Consider the following 16,419-nt stretch of genomic DNA (forward strand, 5'->3'; position numbering starts at 1 on the left):
CGGAAGGAGCCCGTGCCGCGGTTGCGGTCGAAGCCGCCGCGCTCGTCGCGTCCGCGGTCCCGGAAACCGTGGCCGCCGGTTCCGCGACCCTCGAAGCCGCGCCGCTCAGTGCCGCGGTTCTCGAAGCTGCGCCGCTCGAACCGCTGGTCCCGTCCGCCGCGCTCGGTGAAGTCGCGTCCCTCCGGGCGCCCCTGGAAGCCGCGACCCTCCGAGCCGCGCCCTTCCGGGCCACGTCCCTCAGCACCGCGTCCTTCGAAGCCGCCGCGCTGCCCGTCGCGCCCCTCGAAGCGCCGGTTCTCAGAGCGCTGCTCGTCGTTGCCGAAGCCACGCTGCGGGCGGGCACCATCGAACCCGCGCTGCGGACGGCCGCCGTCGAATCCGCGGTCGCGGCGCCCGAACGAGTCATCCCGCCGCTCGCCGCGCCCGAAGCGCTCGCCGTCCCGGCGGAACTCACGCCGCTCGGCACCGCCGCGCTCGCCGTCGCGGCCGTGGAAGCCACCGCGGTCGAAGTCGCGCCGGAAGGGAGCGCCGCCGCGCGAGTCTCCGCGCTCGCCCCGGTCGAACCGGTCGCGCCCGAAGCGCTCGCCGCGGTCACGCTCGCCGCCGCGCCCGTCCCGCTCCGGCCGGTCGAAACGGTCACGCCGCTCGAACCCGCCGTCGCGACGCTCGCGGTCCACGCGGTTGTACCGGTCGCGCCCGAAGCGGTCGCCGCCGCGGTTGTCCCATCCATCCCGCGACCGCGATGCGCGCTCGCGCACCGGGAGGGTGAAGGTCGGCACGTCGCCCGGCTCCGGCACCTCGCGGGCGCCGGTGAGCTCGGCCAGCGCGCTCCCGGCCTTCTCCCACTTGCCGCCCGCGCCGAGCGGGGCCGCGTCCAGCTCCTCGGCGGTCACGCCGGCCTCGTCCATCAGCCGCTGCGCCTGCTTGCGCTGCTTCGGCAGGACCAGCGACGCGACCAGGCCCGCCTGCCCGGCCCGCGCGGTGCGCCCGGCCCGGTGCAGGTAGTCCTTCGAGTCACGCGGCGGGTCCAGGTGCACCACCAGGTCGATGCCGTCCACGTGGATGCCGCGGGCGGCCACGTCGGTGGCGATTAGGACCGGGGTGCGGCCCTCCTTGAAGTCCTCCAGCGTCTTGGTGCGCGCGACCTGGGTCATCCCGCCGTGCAGCCCAGCCGCCGGCAGGCCCCGGTCGCGCAACTGCTCGGTCACCCGGTCGACAGCCATCTGCGTGCGCACGAAGAAGATCGAACGCGCCTCGCCGTTGCCGGCCTCGGCGGCGTGCCGACCCGCGATCTGCGCCGCGACCTTCGCCTTGTGCTGCGGGGTCACCATCAGCAGGTGGTGGCTCATCGTGGAGACCACACCGGCGTGCGGGTCCACCTCGTGCAGCACCGGGTCGTTCATGTACTTCTTGACGATCTCGTCGACCGCGCCGTCCAGCGTTGCCGAGAACAGCAGCCGCTGCCCGCCCTCCGCGACCTGGTCCATCAGCTCGCAGACATGCGGCAGGAAGCCCATGTCGCACATCTGGTCCGCCTCGTCGAGGATGGCGATGTCGACCTCTCCGAGCTCGCATTCGCCCTGCTCGATCAGGTCGGAGAGGCGGCCGGGCGTGGCCACGAGCAGCTCGACGCCGTACCGCAGATTGTCAATCTGCTTACGCATCGGCGCGCCGCCGTAGACCGAGCGGATGCGCAGTCGCATAGCCCTGGCATACGGCCGCAGCGCGTCCTCGACCTGCATCGCCAGCTCACGCGTCGGGACCAGCACGAGCGCCAGCGGCTTGCGCGGCTTGGCGCGCAGCCCCTCCAGCCGGGTCAGCGTCGGCAGCCCGAAGGCCAGCGTCTTTCCGGATCCGGTGCGGCCGCGGCCGAGCACGTCCCGGCCGACCAGCGCGTCGGGGATGGTCGCCGCCTGGATCGGGAACGCGGTGACGACTCCCGCCTCGCCGAGCACCTCGAGCAGCGGCTTCGGCAGGTCGAGCGACGCGAAGGTCACCTCGGTGCCGGTGTCGAGCTGTTCCGCGGTCTCGGCCTGTGCTGCCTCGGCCGGTGCGGTCTCGATCTCAATGTCAGTATTCGCCGCGTCGGCTGACGCGGTTTCGGGCGTCGTGGTGGTGTCCACGGACATGGTGGTGCAGACCTCCTGGTCAAACGGCACGTGCCAAGGAGGCTTCAGGGAGCGCCGGTTGCGCGCCGCCGAGCCAATCACAAGTACGGGCCCTACATCGGGGCAATGCCGCGCCTGTGTTGGCCTGAGATCCTGTGCCGACCACCGACAGAGCCACTGGGAATCTGACGGGCCGACGACCGTGGGCCGGAGGGCCTTCCCTCCGTGCGAGGCGGTCCGGATTCACGCCGCCTGAGCGGCATCCGGACGCCGAAAAGCGCGCGGGCATCACATGTACCCAGCTAGTGTAACGGGCTTGCCGGGAAGGGACGAAACCGGCAGGCCAGCGGGGGAGTGCGGACGGATTGGCGGCCAGGGGAGGACCAAGGTTCGCACGCTGCTGAGACCACGGGCCCAGCCGTTCTGCCGCGCGATCGGCTCAGCCTTAGTAGGCTTGGCGCGCATAGGGGACGCACATACCTCCGGGAATCGACCGAGTGGCCGGTATCCGACCGCGCCGCACTGCTCGTTGACCAGGGTGGTTCGTTCACCGGAGCGCGGCGGGAAGGAGGCGGGCCGAGGGATGGCAGCGACAGGCGCCGAAAGGACGGTGTCCCGCGGCCGGATCCCCGGCATGCGCCGCAAACGCGAGGAACCGGACCTGGTGGCGGCCTTCGTCGCCCGAGGCTTCGCCGTGGTCCCCGCTGCCGCGCCGCTCGGCCCCGGCTGCTCCTGTAGCCGCGTCGGCTGTCCCAACCCCGGCGCGCACCCGCTCTCCTACGGCTGGCAGACCGAGGCCAGCGCCGACCCGGCTCAGCTGGACCGATGGCGCTCGCGGCTCCCGGACGTGAACTTCGCCAGCCCCACCGGCCGCACCCACGACGTGCTCGACGTGCCGATCTCCGCCGGACGCATCGCCTTCCGCACGCTGACCACCTCCTCCGCCCCCCTCGGCCCTGTCGCCGTCTCTGCGGAGGGCGACCGCTGCCTGTTCTTCACCACCGCGCGGCCCGGCGGGGAGGACGAGCGCGCCACGGACGAATGGTGGCGCTGCGACCTCGACGCCGCCCCCGAGACCGAAGCCGGCAGCCCGGGTCTGCGCTGGCACACCCGCGGCTCCTACGTGCTCGTCCCGCCGGCCCGTGCCGTCAACGGCGGGCGCGCCCGCTGGATCCACGCTTTCGAGGCTCCGCTGCCGGATCCGCTGCGCCTGCTCGGCGTCCTCGCCGACGCCTGCGAATCGGTCGCGGCGACGATCGAATCAACCGTGTGGTGACGGCCGCGGCACGCCCGTGAAGCGGCACGCCCGTGAAGCCGTGCCGCTAAGGCGTCGCTGCTAAGGCCATTCCGCTAGGGCAACGCCCGCTGCGCCCGTGCCACATCCGGTCGGCTAACCGCGCTGGCTTGCCGTTACCGCGTCGCGCTGATCGCGCTACGCGACGGTCAGCAGCTCCACGCCGTCGTCGGTGACCACCATTGTGTGCTCGAACTGAGCGGTCAGCTTCCCGTCCGCGGTCACCGCGGTCCAGTTGTCGTCCCACATCCGGTGCTCGATCGTGCCGAGCGTCAGCATCGGCTCGATCGTGAAAGTCATCCCCGGCTCGAGCAGCCGCGTCGCGCGCGGGTCGTCGTAGTGCGGGATGATCAGCCCGCTGTGGAACGCGGTCGCGATGCCGTGACCCGTGAATACGCGCACCACGCCGTACCCGAACCGCTTCGCGTACGACTCGATGACCCGGCCGATGACGTTGATCTGCCGACCCGGCCGCACCGCCTTGATCGCCCGGTTCAGCGACTCGCGGGTCCGCTCCACCAGCAGGTGCGCCTCCTCCGAGACCTCGCCGACCTCGAAGGTGGCGTTCGTGTCGCCGTGCACCCCGTTGATGAATGCGGTGATGTCCACGTTCACGATGTCGCCGTCGTTGAGGACCGTCGAGTCCGGGATGCCGTGGCAGATCACCTCGTTGATCGACGTGCACAGCGACTTCGGGTAACCCTTGTAGCCCAACGTCGACGGATAGGCCCCGTGGTCGCACAGGAACTCGTGCCCGATCCGGTCCAGCTCGTCCGTGGTGACCCCCGGCTTGGCCGCGTTCCCGACCTCGATCAACGCCTGCGCCGCGATCCGCCCGGCGATCCGCATCTTCTCGATCGTCTCCGCGGTCTGCACATCAGGACCGTGGTACGGCTCGGGCCTCGGCTTGCCGACGTATTCCGGCCGGGCGATGTTCGACGGGACAGAGCGATTCGGGGAGAGCGTTCCGGGCACAAGGGGAGCCATGCGCATGAGTCTAAGACTTCGATGCAGGGCAGTACTCCTTTGCCTTTTGCGCTACGGCCGGTGAAGGGATGGATATGACCGACGAGGAACCGCAGTGGTTCTACTGCCTCAAGCACCACACGGTTGAGGGGCCGGTCGGCTGCCGGGCCCAGGACCGGCTCGGCCCGTACGCCACCCGGGAGGAGGCGGAACACGCGCTGGAGAAGGTTAAGGAACGCAACGCCGCCTGGGCCGACGACCGCGACTAGACGGTAGACCCCGGTCAGACCGACACGCCCGCGGCCCTCTGTAGGGGTCGCGGGCGTGCTGCTGCCGAGGAGGAAGAGCTTGACCGAACTTTCCCTCGGGCGGCTTCTACCAACGCTCCACGCGCGGCCCGCTGACTGCCTCGATCCAGCGCCCGAGGCGGGTGCGTAATCCGCCCGCGGCCGTGTCCCGCGACGCGGCCGCGAGCGAGACGAGATGCTGCGCCGAGTCGAAGGTCAGCGGGCCGGGCTCGTCCGGCACTGTCAGCGCCTCGTGCGCCAATCCGCGCAGCTGGGCCGCGCTCTGATCCAGCGTCAGGATCCGCGCGCCCCGGTGCCGCGCGTCGTCGACCCGTTCCAGCAGCGCGTCGGCCGGGTCCTGTTGCGCCACCACGAGCAGCGCCTCGCCGCGCCCGGCCGAGTCCAGCCGCTGCAACCCCGCCGCGAGGTGCGGGGGAGCGTCCGGCGGGGGGGCGTGCCGCAGCAGCACCGGCGCGAGCTGCGGTAGATCGGCCCACTGCGACTCGTCGGTCAGATGCGCCGCCAGATGCCACGGCTCGTCGTCCTCGGGACCGGCCAGCAGCAGCCCGCCGACCCGGCGCGGCGCCCGGCGCAGCGCGAAGCCGAACTCGTCGCTCGCGTCGATCCAGCCGGAGCGGCCACCGGTCGCCTCGAGCAGGTCGCGCAGGGCGGCCGCCTGCACTCTGTCCATGTCCTCCATCGTGCCAGGCGGTCTGCCTCGGCAGGGGCCAATGGCGCGAATCAGACAGCCGGACCGTCGAACGGCGCACGGTGAACGACCGCGGTCGTGAAGGCGAAAGGGTCCGGCCGCACGCGACCGGACCCTCACACAGCCGTCGGCTGCACCCTCGCCGTGATCAGTGGAAGGTGTGCTCCGGCGCCGGGAACACGCCGTTGACGACGTCCGCGGCGTAGGCGCGCGCCGCGTCGCCGAGCACGGAGCGCAGGTCGGCGTACTTCTTCGCGAACCGCGGGGCCTGGCCCGGCGTCATCCCGGCCATGTCCGTCCACACCAGCACCTGCGCGTCGGTGCCCGGGCCCGCGCCGATGCCGATGGTCGGGATGGTCAGCAGCTCGGTCACGCGCGTGGCCAGCTCCTCCGGCACCAGCTCAAGGACCACCGCGAAGGCGCCCGCGGCCTCCAGCGACTTGGCGTCCGCGAGCAGCCGCTCCGCCTCCTCGTCGCCGCGGCCCTGCACCCGGTAGCCGCCCAGCACGTTGACCGACTGCGGCGTCAGCCCGATGTGCGCCATCACCGGAATCCCGGCCTGCACCAGCGCCTCGACCTGCGGCACGACTCGCCGGCCGCCCTCCAGCTTCACGGCGCCCGCCCCGGCCTCCTTCAGGAACCGGGTGCCGGTCTCCAGCGCCTGCCGCGCCCCGCCCTGGTACGAGCCGAAGGGCATGTCGGCCACGATCAGCGAGCGCTTCGTGCCGCGCACGACGGCCGCGGTCAGCGTGATCAGCTCGTCCACGGTCACCGGCACCGTGTTCGCGTACCCCAGGTGGTTGTCCGCGGCCGAGTCGCCGACCAGCAACACCGGGATCCCGGACTCGTCGAACACTCCGGCGGTCAGCGCGTCATAGGCGGTGAGCATCGGCCAGCGCTCGCCGCGCCGCTTGGCGGCCGCCAGGTCGCGCACGGTGACCCGGCGGCCCACGCCGTTCGAGCCGCCGTACAGCGTGAGCTTCGGTTCCGCGGCCGTGGGCGCGGACTGAGGTGATTGAGACATGCCTGGGACTGACATGACAGTACGACTCCTCGGAAAAGATCTCGTGGCGCCCCGCGGGCGTCCCCGGACTGAGAGGGATCGTCTCACTTCCGGCCCGCCGCCGCCAGACTTCCGGCGGCGGGCGTGATCGCTAGTGCGACTTCCAGAACATGAACTCGATCTGCCCTTGGCTCGCTCCGTAGTACGGCTGGCCGAACGCGCTCAAGATCGAATAGACCGCGTGCGAGAACCCGTCGCGCACAGGCTGGAAGAAGAACAGCAGCAACAGCACCAAGAGGATGCCATAGGGCCGGATCGGCTCGAGCCCGCGGCGTGTCTCGGGCTTGAGATACGGCTCGATGATCCCGTAGCCGTCGAGCCCCGGAACCGGGATGAGGTTTAGCAGGGCTACAGCGACTTGCAAGAACGCGAAGAAGGACACGCCTTCCCAGAAAGCTTCATGCGGCCCGGAGATGAGCGAGCCGCTGCCGTCGAAGGCGGGCGCGGTCGGCGCCCAGATCGCCACGGCCACCATCGCCACGCTCGCGAACACCACGTTCGCCAGCGGGCCGCTCGCCGAGATCAGGCTGGCCTGCCAGCGTTTGCGCGCCGCGGTCCGATCCACCAGCACCGCGCCGCCCGGCAGCGGAAGGCCGCCCCACGCCAGGTACAGGGCCGGTAGCAGGAAGCTGAGTACCGGGTTGAGGTAACGCAGCGGATTGAGGTCCAGATAACCGCGGGCCGCGACACCGGCGTCCCCGGCCCGGTGCGCGGCGTATGCGTGTCCGAACTCGTGTAGGCACAGCACAACGAAGTACGCGCCCATCACAAATACGAACACCGCGAACCCGGAGTTGCCGTATCCGGTCCACGACGCGACCGCCCCGGTCACGGTCACCGCGACGATGCCCAGGAAGACCGAGCTCACCCTGATCCGGTTGCGCCGTCCCCACGGCGACGCGGTGCGCCTCGGCATCCCGGTGCGCTGGCCGAAAACTCCCATGTCGCTGTGCACTCGCTTCTGCTGGACGGTGCCCGGCGCCGGAAGGCTTCCCGGCGGGCGCAGGTGCGGTGACGCCGGATGGCGCCCCGCCGCCCATGCTATGGCCACAGGCTGAGCGTGCGGCGTGTCGCGCAGCGAAAAACGAGCCGGCCGCCGGGAAAACCACAGCGCAGGCCCGCGGCCCCGTTCTTAGAAAGCGTTCTTAGACTTAGAAAGCGCCGCCTAGGCGGGCCGCCCGTCGATCAGGCTGTGCACGTTCTGCGGCGGGATCGCGATCTGTTCCTCCTCCTCGCCGGCGATGATCAGCTCGCCGACCCGGTCCGCCAGCGCCGCGCGCCCGTCCTGCGCCAACCCGGAGTCCGTCACCAGCGCCGCGGCGCCCTCCAAGCCGGCGATGGCGCACAGGCCCACCACGCCCCACTTGGTGTGGTCGGCCAGGACGATCAGCCGCCGCGCGGTCGACATCAACGCCCGGTTGGTCTCGGCCTCCATCAGGTTCGGCGAGGTGAACCCGGCGACCTCGTCCATCCCGTGCACGCCCATGAACACGCAGTCCAGGTGCAGCGCGCGTATCGACTGGATCGCCACCGGGCCGACCAACGCATCCGACGGAGTACGCACCCCGCCGGTGAGGATCACCGTCTGGCTCGCCACGGCGTGTGTATGCAGAACCTCCGCCACACGCAACGAGTTGGTCACCACAGTCACGTCCGGTACGCGCGCCATCGCCCGTGCGAAAGCGTGCGTCGTCGTCCCCGCGGTCACGCCGATCGCCGTACCGGGGCGCACGAGATCGGCCGCGCGACGGGCGATCGCGTCCTTGGCCGCCCGCTCCCGTCCGACCTTCGCCTCGAATCCGGGCTCGTCGGTCGAGCCGGGGTGCCGGGCCGTGGCCCCGCCGTGCACCTTCTCGATCAAACCCTTGCGGGCCAGTGTGTCCAGATCTCGGCGCACCGTCATGTCCGAGACCCCAAGCGCCTGAGTCAGATCGCTCACCCGGACGCCGCCGATCCGGCGGACCTCCTCCAGGATCCAACTCTGCCGCTGTGCCGCCAACATTCTCCGGGCTCCTTAACGCCGAGGGGCGCTGTGCACCACCGCCGCGCACACGGCTCCACAGCGAACCACCAGCCGACACAGAAACACACTCGATCCAACATCGGATCGACCGTACGTGGGTACGAAGAACCCAGAACGCAACAGTAACCAGCCCACGGCTAGCACACCAGCCCCTACAGCAGCCGGTTTTGATGTTTCATTTTGAGCAAGAACCCTTGACACCTCTCCCGTTCTGGCGGTTTGCTCTGCGCCAGATTGTTTGTTCACGTTCGATTGGGGTCAGTTCGCGTTCCAGTTCGCTCGCGTACCCCCACCGCAACACGGTCCCCTGCCCCGGCTCAACTGGCGTCACACATGGAGGTGCGATGTCCCCGCAGTCCCCCAGGGCGTTCCAAGGCCCTACCGTCGATCGGCGGATCATGCTCAAGGGTCTGCTCGGAGCGGCCGGCGTCGCCGCGCTGCCGACCCTTGCGGCCTGCAGTTCCTCGAGTAAGTCGACCTCCTCGTCGGGCGGCGCCGCCTCCGGAACCGTCACCCTCGGCTCCAACGCCTCCGACGCTGTGCCGAAGAGGGCCTTCCAGGCCGTCTACGACGCGTTCCAGGCCAAGAACCCCGGCATCAAGGTGCAGGTCAACACCAAGGACCACGACACCTTCCAGGAGCAGATCAACAGCTACCTGCAGGCCACCCCGGACGACGTGTTCACCTGGTTCGCCGGCTACCGCATGCAGTTCTTCGCGGCCAAGGGCCTGTCGAACAAGATCAACGACGTGTGGGACACCATCGGCAACAACTTCCCGCAGTCGGTGCACGACCTGTCCAAGGGCCAGGACGGCAACTACTACTTCGTCCCGATCTACTACTACCCGTGGGCCGTCTTCTACCGGAAGAGCGTGTTCGCGGCGCACAACTACACGGTCCCCACGGACTGGAACGGCTTCATCTCACTCTGCGAGAAGATGAAGTCCGACGGCCTGAACCCGATCGCCTTCGCTGACGCCGACAAGTGGCCGGCCATGGGCACGTTCGACCAGCTGAACATGCGCATCAACGGCTACCAGTTCCACATGGACCTGATGCACGGCAAGGCAGCCTGGACCGATGCGAAGGTCAAGGCCGTCTTCGACCACTGGACCCAGATCCTGCCCTACCACCAGCCCGGCTACATCGGCCGCAAGTGGCAGGACGCCGCGCAGTCGCTGCTGGCGAAGAAGTCGGGCATGTACCTGCTCGGCACCTTCATCGCCCAGCAGTTCACCAACCCGGCCGACCTGGACGACCTGGACTTCTTCGCCTTCCCGGCGATCGACCCGCAGTGGGGCCAGGACAGCATCGAGGCCCCGGTCGACGGCTTCATGCTCAGCAAGAGCCCGAAGAACCGGGCCGCCGCGGTCAAGCTGCTCGAGTTCATCGGGTCGGCTGACGGCGAGGGCGCGTACCTGAAGGTGGACAACAGCTACGACGCGCTGGTCAATGGATACGACACCTCCGGGTACAACGCGATCCAGAAGAAGTCGGCGCAGCTGTTCGCCTCGGCCCAGCACGTCTCGCAGTTCATGGACCGCGACGCCAACCCGGCGTTCACGTCCACGGTGATGCAGCCGCAGCTCCAGGCGTACCTGCAGAACCCGGGCAGCATCGGCAGCATCCTCAGCTCGATCGAGCAGCAGAAGCAGTCCATCTACAACTCCTGACCGGCCACGCCGGAGACGGCGAAGCCACCGGAACGAGGAACCCCGATGACCGTCGGAACCAGCGCCGACGCCGTCGAGACCGGGCGCGCGGCGGATCTTCCCCGCGCGCCCGGGCGGCTGCGACGGCTGACCGGCCGAGACAGAACTGTCCTGACCCTGATGACCGGGGTGCCCACGGCCCTGATGGTGGTGTTCGTCTGGGTCCCGGCGCTGGCCTCGATCCTGCTGTCCTTCACCTCCTGGGACGGGATCGGCCTCGACTCGATCAAGTGGATCGGGCTGCGCAACTACCAGCAGATCTTCACCATCTACCCGTCCTTCTGGCCGGCCGTGGAGCACAACGTGCTCTGGCTGGTCGTGCTCGCGGCCATCCCGACGCCGTTCGGCCTGTTCCTGGCCTACCAGCTGGACAAGAAGATCAGGTTCAGCCGGTTCTACCAGAGCGCGTTCTTCCTGCCTGTCATGGTGTCCAGCGCCGTGATCGGCTTCGTCTGGGAGCTGATCTACAACCCGGACCACGGCCTGATCAACAGCCTGTTCCACACCAACAACCCGAACGGCACCTACCTGGACTGGGTCGGCAACCCGAAGCTGAACATCTGGGCGGTGCTGGTGGCCGCGTCCTGGCGGCACGCGGGCTACATGATGATCCTCTACCTGGCCGGCCTCAAGAGCGTCGATCCCTCGCTCAAAGACGCGGCCGCGGTCGACGGCGCCAACGAGTGGCAGGCGTTCCGGCACGTGGTCTTCCCCGCGCTGAGGCCGATCAACGTGGTCGTCGCTGTCGTCACGGTCATCGAGGCGCTGCGTGCCTTCGACATCGTCTACGTGTTCAACAAGGGCGAGCACGGCACGGAACTGCTGTCCATCCTGATCACCCAGAACATCATCGGTGAGGCGAGCCGGATCGGTTACGGCTCGGCCCTCGCGGTGATCCTGCTGGTCGTCTCGCTCGCGGCGATCATCCCGTACCTGATCGTCACCTTCCGGAAGGAGCGGAGCACGTGACCGCCACGGCCCTCGCCTCAGACACCGCGCGGCCGAGCGGCACCCATCCGGTCACCGGCAAGCGCCGGGTGCGGCCCGCCCGCATCGTGCTGCACGTCTTCCTGGCGGGCACCGCGCTCGCCTGGCTCGTGCCGATGCTGTGGGCGATCTACACCTCGCTGCGGCCCTACTCGGAGACCCAGGCCAAGGGGTACCTCTCCCTGCCGAGCACGCTGAACTTCCAGAACTACATCGACGCCTGGAACCAGTCCGGGATGCCGCACTACTTCTGGAACACGGTCATGATCGCCGTCCCGGCGGTGATCCTGACCCTGCTGCTCTCCTCCTTCGTGGCGTTCACGGTCACCCAGTACAACCTGAAGATCAACCTGCTGCTGCTGATGATCTTCACGGCGGGCAACCTGCTCCCGCAGCAGGTCATCATCACCCCGCTGTACCGGCTCTACCTGCTGATCAGCCTGCCCTCCGGGCTCAGCGACTCGGGCAAGATGTACGACACGATCATCGGTCTTGTCGTCATCCACGTGGCCTTCCAGTCGGGCTTCTGCACCTTCGTGCTGTCCAACTACATGAAGACCATCCCGGCGGGCCTGCGCGAGGCCGCGGTCGTGGACGGCGCCACGGTCTGGCAGATCTACAGCCGGATCATCCTGCCGCTGCTCAAGCCCGCGGTCGCAGCGCTGGCCACGTTGCTGTCGATCTGGATCTACAACGACTTCTTCTGGGCCATCGTGCTGATCTCCAGCGGTGACAAGATGCCGATCACCTCGGCGCTCGCCAACCTGTCCGGCACCTTCTTCACGAACGACAACCTGGTCGCCGCAGGGGCGCTGCTGACCGCGATCCCGACGCTGATCGTCTACTTCCTGCTCCAGCGCCAGTTCGTCTCCGGCCTGACTCTGGGCGCGGAGAAGGGCTGACACACGACACGGACACGTGTCGCAGGTTGCACGCGTCACGGGTCGCCGGTCACGTGTAATGCGCCCGGAGCCGCCGCTACTGGTCCGGCGGCGGCTCCGGTGTCCCGCCCTCTCTTTCCGCTCGCGCCGCCTTCCCCTCATCCCCCGCCTTCTCCTCCCTCCCCTCGCGTAATTGGCCTATACCAATTTCCCCGTTTCGATTCCCCTGCCGCCACCGGTGCAGTAGCGTGCGATCACCGCACCCGGCCCCAGGGGAGTCTTCGTGTCCGTCGATACCGCCTCTTTCCTCGGCAAGGTCCGCGAGCAGCTCGATCGCATCGAGTCGACGCAAGGACCGGCGATCGACCGTGCCGCGGACCTGATCGCCGCGTCGCTGCGCAAAGACGGCGTGCTCCAGGTGTTCGGCACCGGTCACTCCGAGGCGCTGGCGATGGAGCTCGCCGGCCGGGCCGGCGGCCTGATCCCGACGAACAAGCTGGCGCTGCGGGACCTGATCATCCTCGGCGGCGAGGACGAGGCGCTGCTGGCGGACCCGAAGGCCGAGCGTGACCCGCAGCTGGCCCGCCGCGTCTGGGACCTGGCCCCGATCGGCCCCGCGGACGTGCTCGTCATCGCCTCCCAGTCCGGCGGCAACGGCTCGACCGTCGAAATGGCACAGATCGCCCGCGAGAACGGCCACCCGCTGATCGCGATCACCTCGCTGGAGCACTCGCAGCGCATCACGTCGAGGCATCCGTCCGGCAAGCGCCTGTTCGAACTCGCGGACGTCGTCATCGACAACGCGGCGCCATACGGAGACGCGGTGCTCGACCTGCCCAACGGTGGCAAGGTCTGCGCAGTGTCGTCCATCGGCAACGCCGTCATCGCCCAGCTCATCGTCGCAGGCGTCACGGCGCGGCTGATCGCCGACGACGTCGAGCCGCCGATCTACCTGTCGGCGAACATCGCCGAGGGGGATGCACACAACGACATGTGGGAAGCGCGCTACGAGGGCCGTATCCGCCGCAGCGCTTACTAGTTGCCCGCCCGGCGTGCCACAACGAACGCTCGCCTGAGGCATAGCCGACGCCGACCGCGGCTATCTATCCCGGCGCGCCGCAGCGCACCGCCGTTACCGCACTGCGCCCCTACCCAGCACCCCTACGCCTACCAGCGCCCCTGTCCCGGAGCGTCCCCCGCCGCGCCGCGGTGCCGCGAAACCTGGCGTGGAACACCGCTGACACGCCGCGAGTACGGCAAGGCGTCGAGCTCGTGCGGAAAGTTCGGCGCCGTCGGGATGGCAGGCGTGGGGACGGCGACCGGGGGAGCAGACTGCGAGGCGGGAAGGCGGCTGTCGAAGACGTGCTCGCCGGGAACGCAGCGCAAAGCCTGCCGGTATTCGTGCACTAGGGCGTCGTAAAGCGGAGTCGCCGTCGAGCGCGGATCGATCGGGCGGGAACCCGGACGCGACGCTCGAACGGCGGAGAGTTGTGGTGCAGTCACAACGGGTATAACGCGCCGTCAATGCTTCAGGATGTTCGGCCGATCGAGTGATCGGCCGAATTCTCCATCCATTCGGCGCAAAGCGGCAGTTCAGCGACTCAACAGCCCGCGAACCCAGCACAATAGCTCAGCAGCTCAGCAGCTCAGGTGATTTCAGTGATCAGCTCCGCGATCGACTTTACGATCCGCGACGGCCGGTACGGGAACCGCTCCACGTCCGCGAGCTGGGTGATCCCGGTCATCACCAGGATGGTCTCCAGCCCGGCCTCGATGCCGCACTTGATGTCGGTGTCCATCCGGTCGCCGATCATCGCGGTGCTCTCCGAATGCGCGGCGATCTTGTTCAGCCCCTCGCGCATCATCACCGGGTTCGGCTTGCCCACGAAGTAGGGCTCGACCCCGGTGGCCCGCGTGATCAGCGCCGCGACCGAGCCGCAGGCGGGCAGGGCGCCCTCGAGCGAAGGACCGGTGGCGTCCGGGTTGGTGGCGATGAAGCGCGCGCCACCGTCGATCAGCCGAATCGCGCGCGTGATCGCCTCGAAGCTGTAGGTCCGGGTTTCGCCGAGCACCACGTAGTCGGGCTCGCTCTCAGAGAGCGTGTAGCCGGCTTCATGCAGCGCGGTGGTCAGACCCGCTTCGCCGATGACGTACGCGGAACCGCCTGGCCGCTGCGAGTGCAGGAAGTTGGCGGTGGCGAGGGCGGAGGTCCAGATCGACTCCTCCGGCAAGTCGATGCCGGTGGACAGCAATCTGGCCCGCAGGTCCCGCGGGGTGTAGATGGAGTTGTTGGTCAGCACCAGGAACGGCGCGCCGCAGTCGCGCAGCCTGCGGATGAAGTCGTCCGCGCCGGGAATCATGTTGCCCTCGTGGATGAGGACGCCGTCCATGTCCGTCAGCCAGGTGGTCACCGGCTTGCGGTCGTTCACGTTCCAGCTCCTTCCGGGCCGCCGGGCGGATCCCGGCCGGCTGGTGCAGGACACGCGAGGGAGCGTGTTGCTCGGGCCATCATCTCGTGTCCGGGCATGGCGACGAGCAGGACCGTTCGCATGCCGGAACGCGAGAGCAACCCGCTCCTCAGCCGCCTGTCGCCCGCTTCGCCCAACACGTTTGAGCGACCGTGCCCTGCCCTGGACGTAGTTCCCGGCTCCTGCAGCTGCTGTCAGCCCGTCCGCCGTGCCCAAGCTGCTGTCAACCCGTCCACCGTGCCCAAGCTGCTGTTAGCCCGTCGACCGCGTCCCGACCGTGCGAGCCTGCCCACTATGCCCAAGCCGTTTGCTCGCGATCGCCTGATCTGTGCATACAGTTGGCGCCACAGCCTCGCCGCCGGACGACTGCGTCCGAGCGGCGCTTCTACTCACTCTTGAAGTGCGAGCAACTCCGCCCGCGAGAAATGACTAGCGCCGGTACGCGTGTCGCCTCTCGGCGAGTGGCACAGCGCGGCTCCAGCCAAACGGTATTCCGCGCCGGCAATAGGTGAGGCCCGGGGACATCGTACGTACCGGCAGATCGAGGCTAACACACGCCGACGGTCACGCGCCTCTCCCGCCGCCTCACCAGCACTCTCATACCGCGAGACGCCGCGATCTGCGGACTGCCAAACCGTTGCATGCTCACACCCGCATCGGAATCAGCATCGGCGTCGACCCTAGAAGCGTCGATCGTTCCCCGCTCCGCCTCGCTGCACCGCCAGCTTCCCTCGCGCCGACCGCTTCTGCCGTCGCCAGCCGTTGCTGCGGCCGCCCGATGCCGCCCAACCGCTGTCTTCCCCCGCTGCGGGTGCTCGGTGCCACCCAACCGCCATCTTCCCCTGCTGCGGGTGCTCGGTGCCGCCCAACCGCCGGGGTTCCTTACCGTGTGCCGCCGCGAGCTGCCGACGCTGCCGCCTCCACAATCTGGTCCGCTGCAATGTCGGCTTCAATCGCCTGCTCGACCTCATCAGACAGCGCCGCCGTCGCGGATTGCGCTACTGGCTCACCGCACTCGGTGCACACGGCGTCGATGCGCATCACCGACACGCCGCCGTGCTGACCCCCGCCATCCCCCATCGAAAGAGCCTGCGACGGCACGGTATGGCCACAAGCGGCAAGCGACATACGCTTGACGTCGACCGCTTCACCTTCGACCTCGTGCACGATCGCCTTCTCGATTCCGCGCAAGGTGAAGTGAGCATGGTCGTCGTGGTGGAAGTACGGCGCCCAGCGCCGGGCGTCCAACAACCGGAACACCGGCAGATGCCTGATTTCCAGGCTGATGAACACCGAGCCGGTCGCGATGGCGGCGAGCCAGAGGTGTCCTACTCCGGCGGCCGCCCCGATCGCCGCCGCGCAGAATATGGACGCCGCGGTCGTGACTCCGTGCAGGATCTCCTTGTCCTGAGCCGCCTGCCGGAAGCAGAGCCCGCCCCCTATGAAGCCGATGCCGGTCACTGCACCACCCAGCACCGCGGGGGAGGAGAGCGACAGAGCACCGATCAGCGCGGTTCCTGCGCCGACGAGCGAGAAGGTGCGGTCACCAGCAGGTGCGCCGCGGACCGCGCGCTCGAAGCCCAGCACGAAGGTCAGCCCCCAGCCGACCAGCACCCGGGTGACCAACTCCAGCTCACTGATATGCACCGCGTCTCGCCTCCCCAATGCCACCGATGGCGCAGCCGACTGGCAGCTCACCCGGCGTCGATCGCCGAATCTGAGCTCTGGGTCGCGCGGGATAGCGGCGACCCGCCAGTCTTTTGGTGCAGCAGTCTAGGGTCTGCGGGCGTCGGATTACCCCCACTCGGTATGAAAGGCCGTTGCCATCTCTGCCGTGACCGGATTCTCTCCCCCCGCCCCGCCCCGCCCCGCCCCGCCCCGCCCCGCCCGTGCCTCGTGCCTCGTGCAGTGCCGCTCCGCT

Annotated in this window: 14 protein-coding genes; 6 read left to right on the forward strand and 8 right to left on the reverse strand. The window is 69.0% G+C overall.

The window, feature by feature from the left end:
• Window positions 1-2,159, reverse strand: a 2,159-nt coding sequence (locus tag VFA06_RS12230; protein ID WP_324840626.1) for a DEAD/DEAH box helicase, incomplete at its 3' end; no start/stop codon positions are given.
• Between the two features lie 532 nt (window positions 2,160-2,691).
• Between VFA06_RS12230 and VFA06_RS12235 the strand changes: the two genes are divergently transcribed.
• Window positions 2,692-3,384 (forward strand): bifunctional DNA primase/polymerase, encoded by a 693-nt coding sequence (locus VFA06_RS12235; protein WP_324840627.1) that lies wholly within the window; start codon window positions 2,692-2,694, stop codon window positions 3,382-3,384.
• A gap of 156 nt (window positions 3,385-3,540) precedes the next feature.
• Here the strand turns inward: VFA06_RS12235 and map are convergent, their stop codons facing one another.
• Complete coding sequence (gene map / locus VFA06_RS12240) at window positions 3,541-4,389, reverse strand: type I methionyl aminopeptidase (RefSeq protein ID WP_324840628.1); 849 nt, start codon at window positions 4,387-4,389, stop codon at window positions 3,541-3,543.
• Window positions 4,390-4,463: 74 nt separating this feature from the next.
• Between map and VFA06_RS12245 the strand changes: the two genes are divergently transcribed.
• Window positions 4,464-4,637 carry a hypothetical protein gene (locus VFA06_RS12245; protein ID WP_324840629.1) on the forward strand — a complete coding sequence of 58 codons (174 nt, stop codon included), beginning with the start codon at window positions 4,464-4,466 and terminating at the stop codon, window positions 4,635-4,637.
• Window positions 4,638-4,743: 106 nt separating this feature from the next.
• Here VFA06_RS12245 and VFA06_RS12250 read toward each other — a convergent pair whose 3' ends face one another.
• From VFA06_RS12250 to VFA06_RS12265, 4 genes are all read right to left on the reverse strand, one after another.
• Window positions 4,744-5,346: a hypothetical protein gene (locus VFA06_RS12250; protein ID WP_324840630.1), complete on the reverse strand. Its 603-nt coding sequence runs from the start codon at window positions 5,344-5,346 to the stop codon at window positions 4,744-4,746.
• A gap of 166 nt (window positions 5,347-5,512) precedes the next feature.
• Window positions 5,513-6,388, reverse strand: a complete 876-nt coding sequence (gene panB, locus VFA06_RS12255) for a 3-methyl-2-oxobutanoate hydroxymethyltransferase (RefSeq protein WP_324840631.1) — start codon at window positions 6,386-6,388, stop codon at window positions 5,513-5,515.
• A gap of 130 nt (window positions 6,389-6,518) precedes the next feature.
• On the reverse strand, window positions 6,519-7,478 hold the full coding sequence (locus tag VFA06_RS12260; protein ID WP_324840632.1) for a site-2 protease family protein: 960 nt from the start codon (window positions 7,476-7,478) through the stop codon (window positions 6,519-6,521).
• 114 nt (window positions 7,479-7,592) lie between these two features.
• Window positions 7,593-8,429, reverse strand: a complete 837-nt coding sequence (locus tag VFA06_RS12265; protein WP_324840633.1) for a DeoR/GlpR family DNA-binding transcription regulator — start codon at window positions 8,427-8,429, stop codon at window positions 7,593-7,595.
• 365 nt (window positions 8,430-8,794) lie between these two features.
• On the opposite strand from VFA06_RS12265, the gene VFA06_RS12270 reads away from it, so the two are divergent.
• From VFA06_RS12270 to VFA06_RS12285, 4 genes are all read left to right on the forward strand, one after another.
• Window positions 8,795-10,123, forward strand: coding sequence for an ABC transporter substrate-binding protein (locus VFA06_RS12270; RefSeq protein ID WP_324840634.1), 1,329 nt, complete (start codon window positions 8,795-8,797; stop codon window positions 10,121-10,123).
• 45 nt (window positions 10,124-10,168) lie between these two features.
• Window positions 10,169-11,131 carry a sugar ABC transporter permease gene (locus VFA06_RS12275; protein ID WP_324840635.1) on the forward strand — a complete coding sequence of 321 codons (963 nt, stop codon included), beginning with the start codon at window positions 10,169-10,171 and terminating at the stop codon, window positions 11,129-11,131.
• 68 nt (window positions 11,132-11,199) lie between these two features.
• Complete coding sequence (locus VFA06_RS12280) at window positions 11,200-12,051, forward strand: carbohydrate ABC transporter permease (protein WP_349260159.1); 852 nt, start codon at window positions 11,200-11,202, stop codon at window positions 12,049-12,051.
• Window positions 12,052-12,313: 262 nt separating this feature from the next.
• Window positions 12,314-13,069, forward strand: a complete 756-nt coding sequence (locus VFA06_RS12285; RefSeq protein ID WP_324840637.1) for an SIS domain-containing protein — start codon at window positions 12,314-12,316, stop codon at window positions 13,067-13,069.
• 607 nt (window positions 13,070-13,676) lie between these two features.
• Here VFA06_RS12285 and VFA06_RS12290 read toward each other — a convergent pair.
• Complete coding sequence (locus VFA06_RS12290; RefSeq protein ID WP_324840638.1) at window positions 13,677-14,459, reverse strand: HAD-IIA family hydrolase; 783 nt, start codon at window positions 14,457-14,459, stop codon at window positions 13,677-13,679.
• Window positions 14,460-15,380: 921 nt separating this feature from the next.
• A complete protein-coding gene (locus tag VFA06_RS12295) occupies window positions 15,381-16,145 on the reverse strand; it encodes an MgtC/SapB family protein (RefSeq protein ID WP_324840639.1) in 765 nt (254 codons plus the stop codon).
• Between the last annotated feature and the right edge of the window lie 274 nt (window positions 16,146-16,419).

The sequence above is a fragment of the Actinocrinis sp. genome, from assembly GCF_035653575.1.
GTDB lineage: Bacteria > Actinomycetota > Actinomycetes > Streptomycetales > Catenulisporaceae > Actinocrinis.

Excerpts from the sequence above, each read along its gene's own strand:
- VFA06_RS12235 (WP_324840627.1), top strand. The coding sequence starts at position 2,692 with ATGGCAGCGACAGGCGCCGAAAGGACGGTGTCCCGCGGCCGGATCCCC.
- map (WP_324840628.1), bottom strand. The coding sequence starts at position 4,389 with ATGGCTCCCCTTGTGCCCGGAACGCTCTCCCCGAATCGCTCTGTCCCG.
- VFA06_RS12245 (WP_324840629.1), top strand. The coding sequence starts at position 4,464 with ATGACCGACGAGGAACCGCAGTGGTTCTACTGCCTCAAGCACCACACG.
- VFA06_RS12250 (WP_324840630.1), bottom strand. The coding sequence starts at position 5,346 with ATGGACAGAGTGCAGGCGGCCGCCCTGCGCGACCTGCTCGAGGCGACC.
- panB (WP_324840631.1), bottom strand. The coding sequence starts at position 6,388 with ATGTCTCAATCACCTCAGTCCGCGCCCACGGCCGCGGAACCGAAGCTC.
- VFA06_RS12265 (WP_324840633.1), bottom strand. The coding sequence starts at position 8,429 with ATGTTGGCGGCACAGCGGCAGAGTTGGATCCTGGAGGAGGTCCGCCGG.
- VFA06_RS12270 (WP_324840634.1), top strand. The coding sequence starts at position 8,795 with ATGTCCCCGCAGTCCCCCAGGGCGTTCCAAGGCCCTACCGTCGATCGG.
- VFA06_RS12275 (WP_324840635.1), top strand. The coding sequence starts at position 10,169 with ATGACCGTCGGAACCAGCGCCGACGCCGTCGAGACCGGGCGCGCGGCG.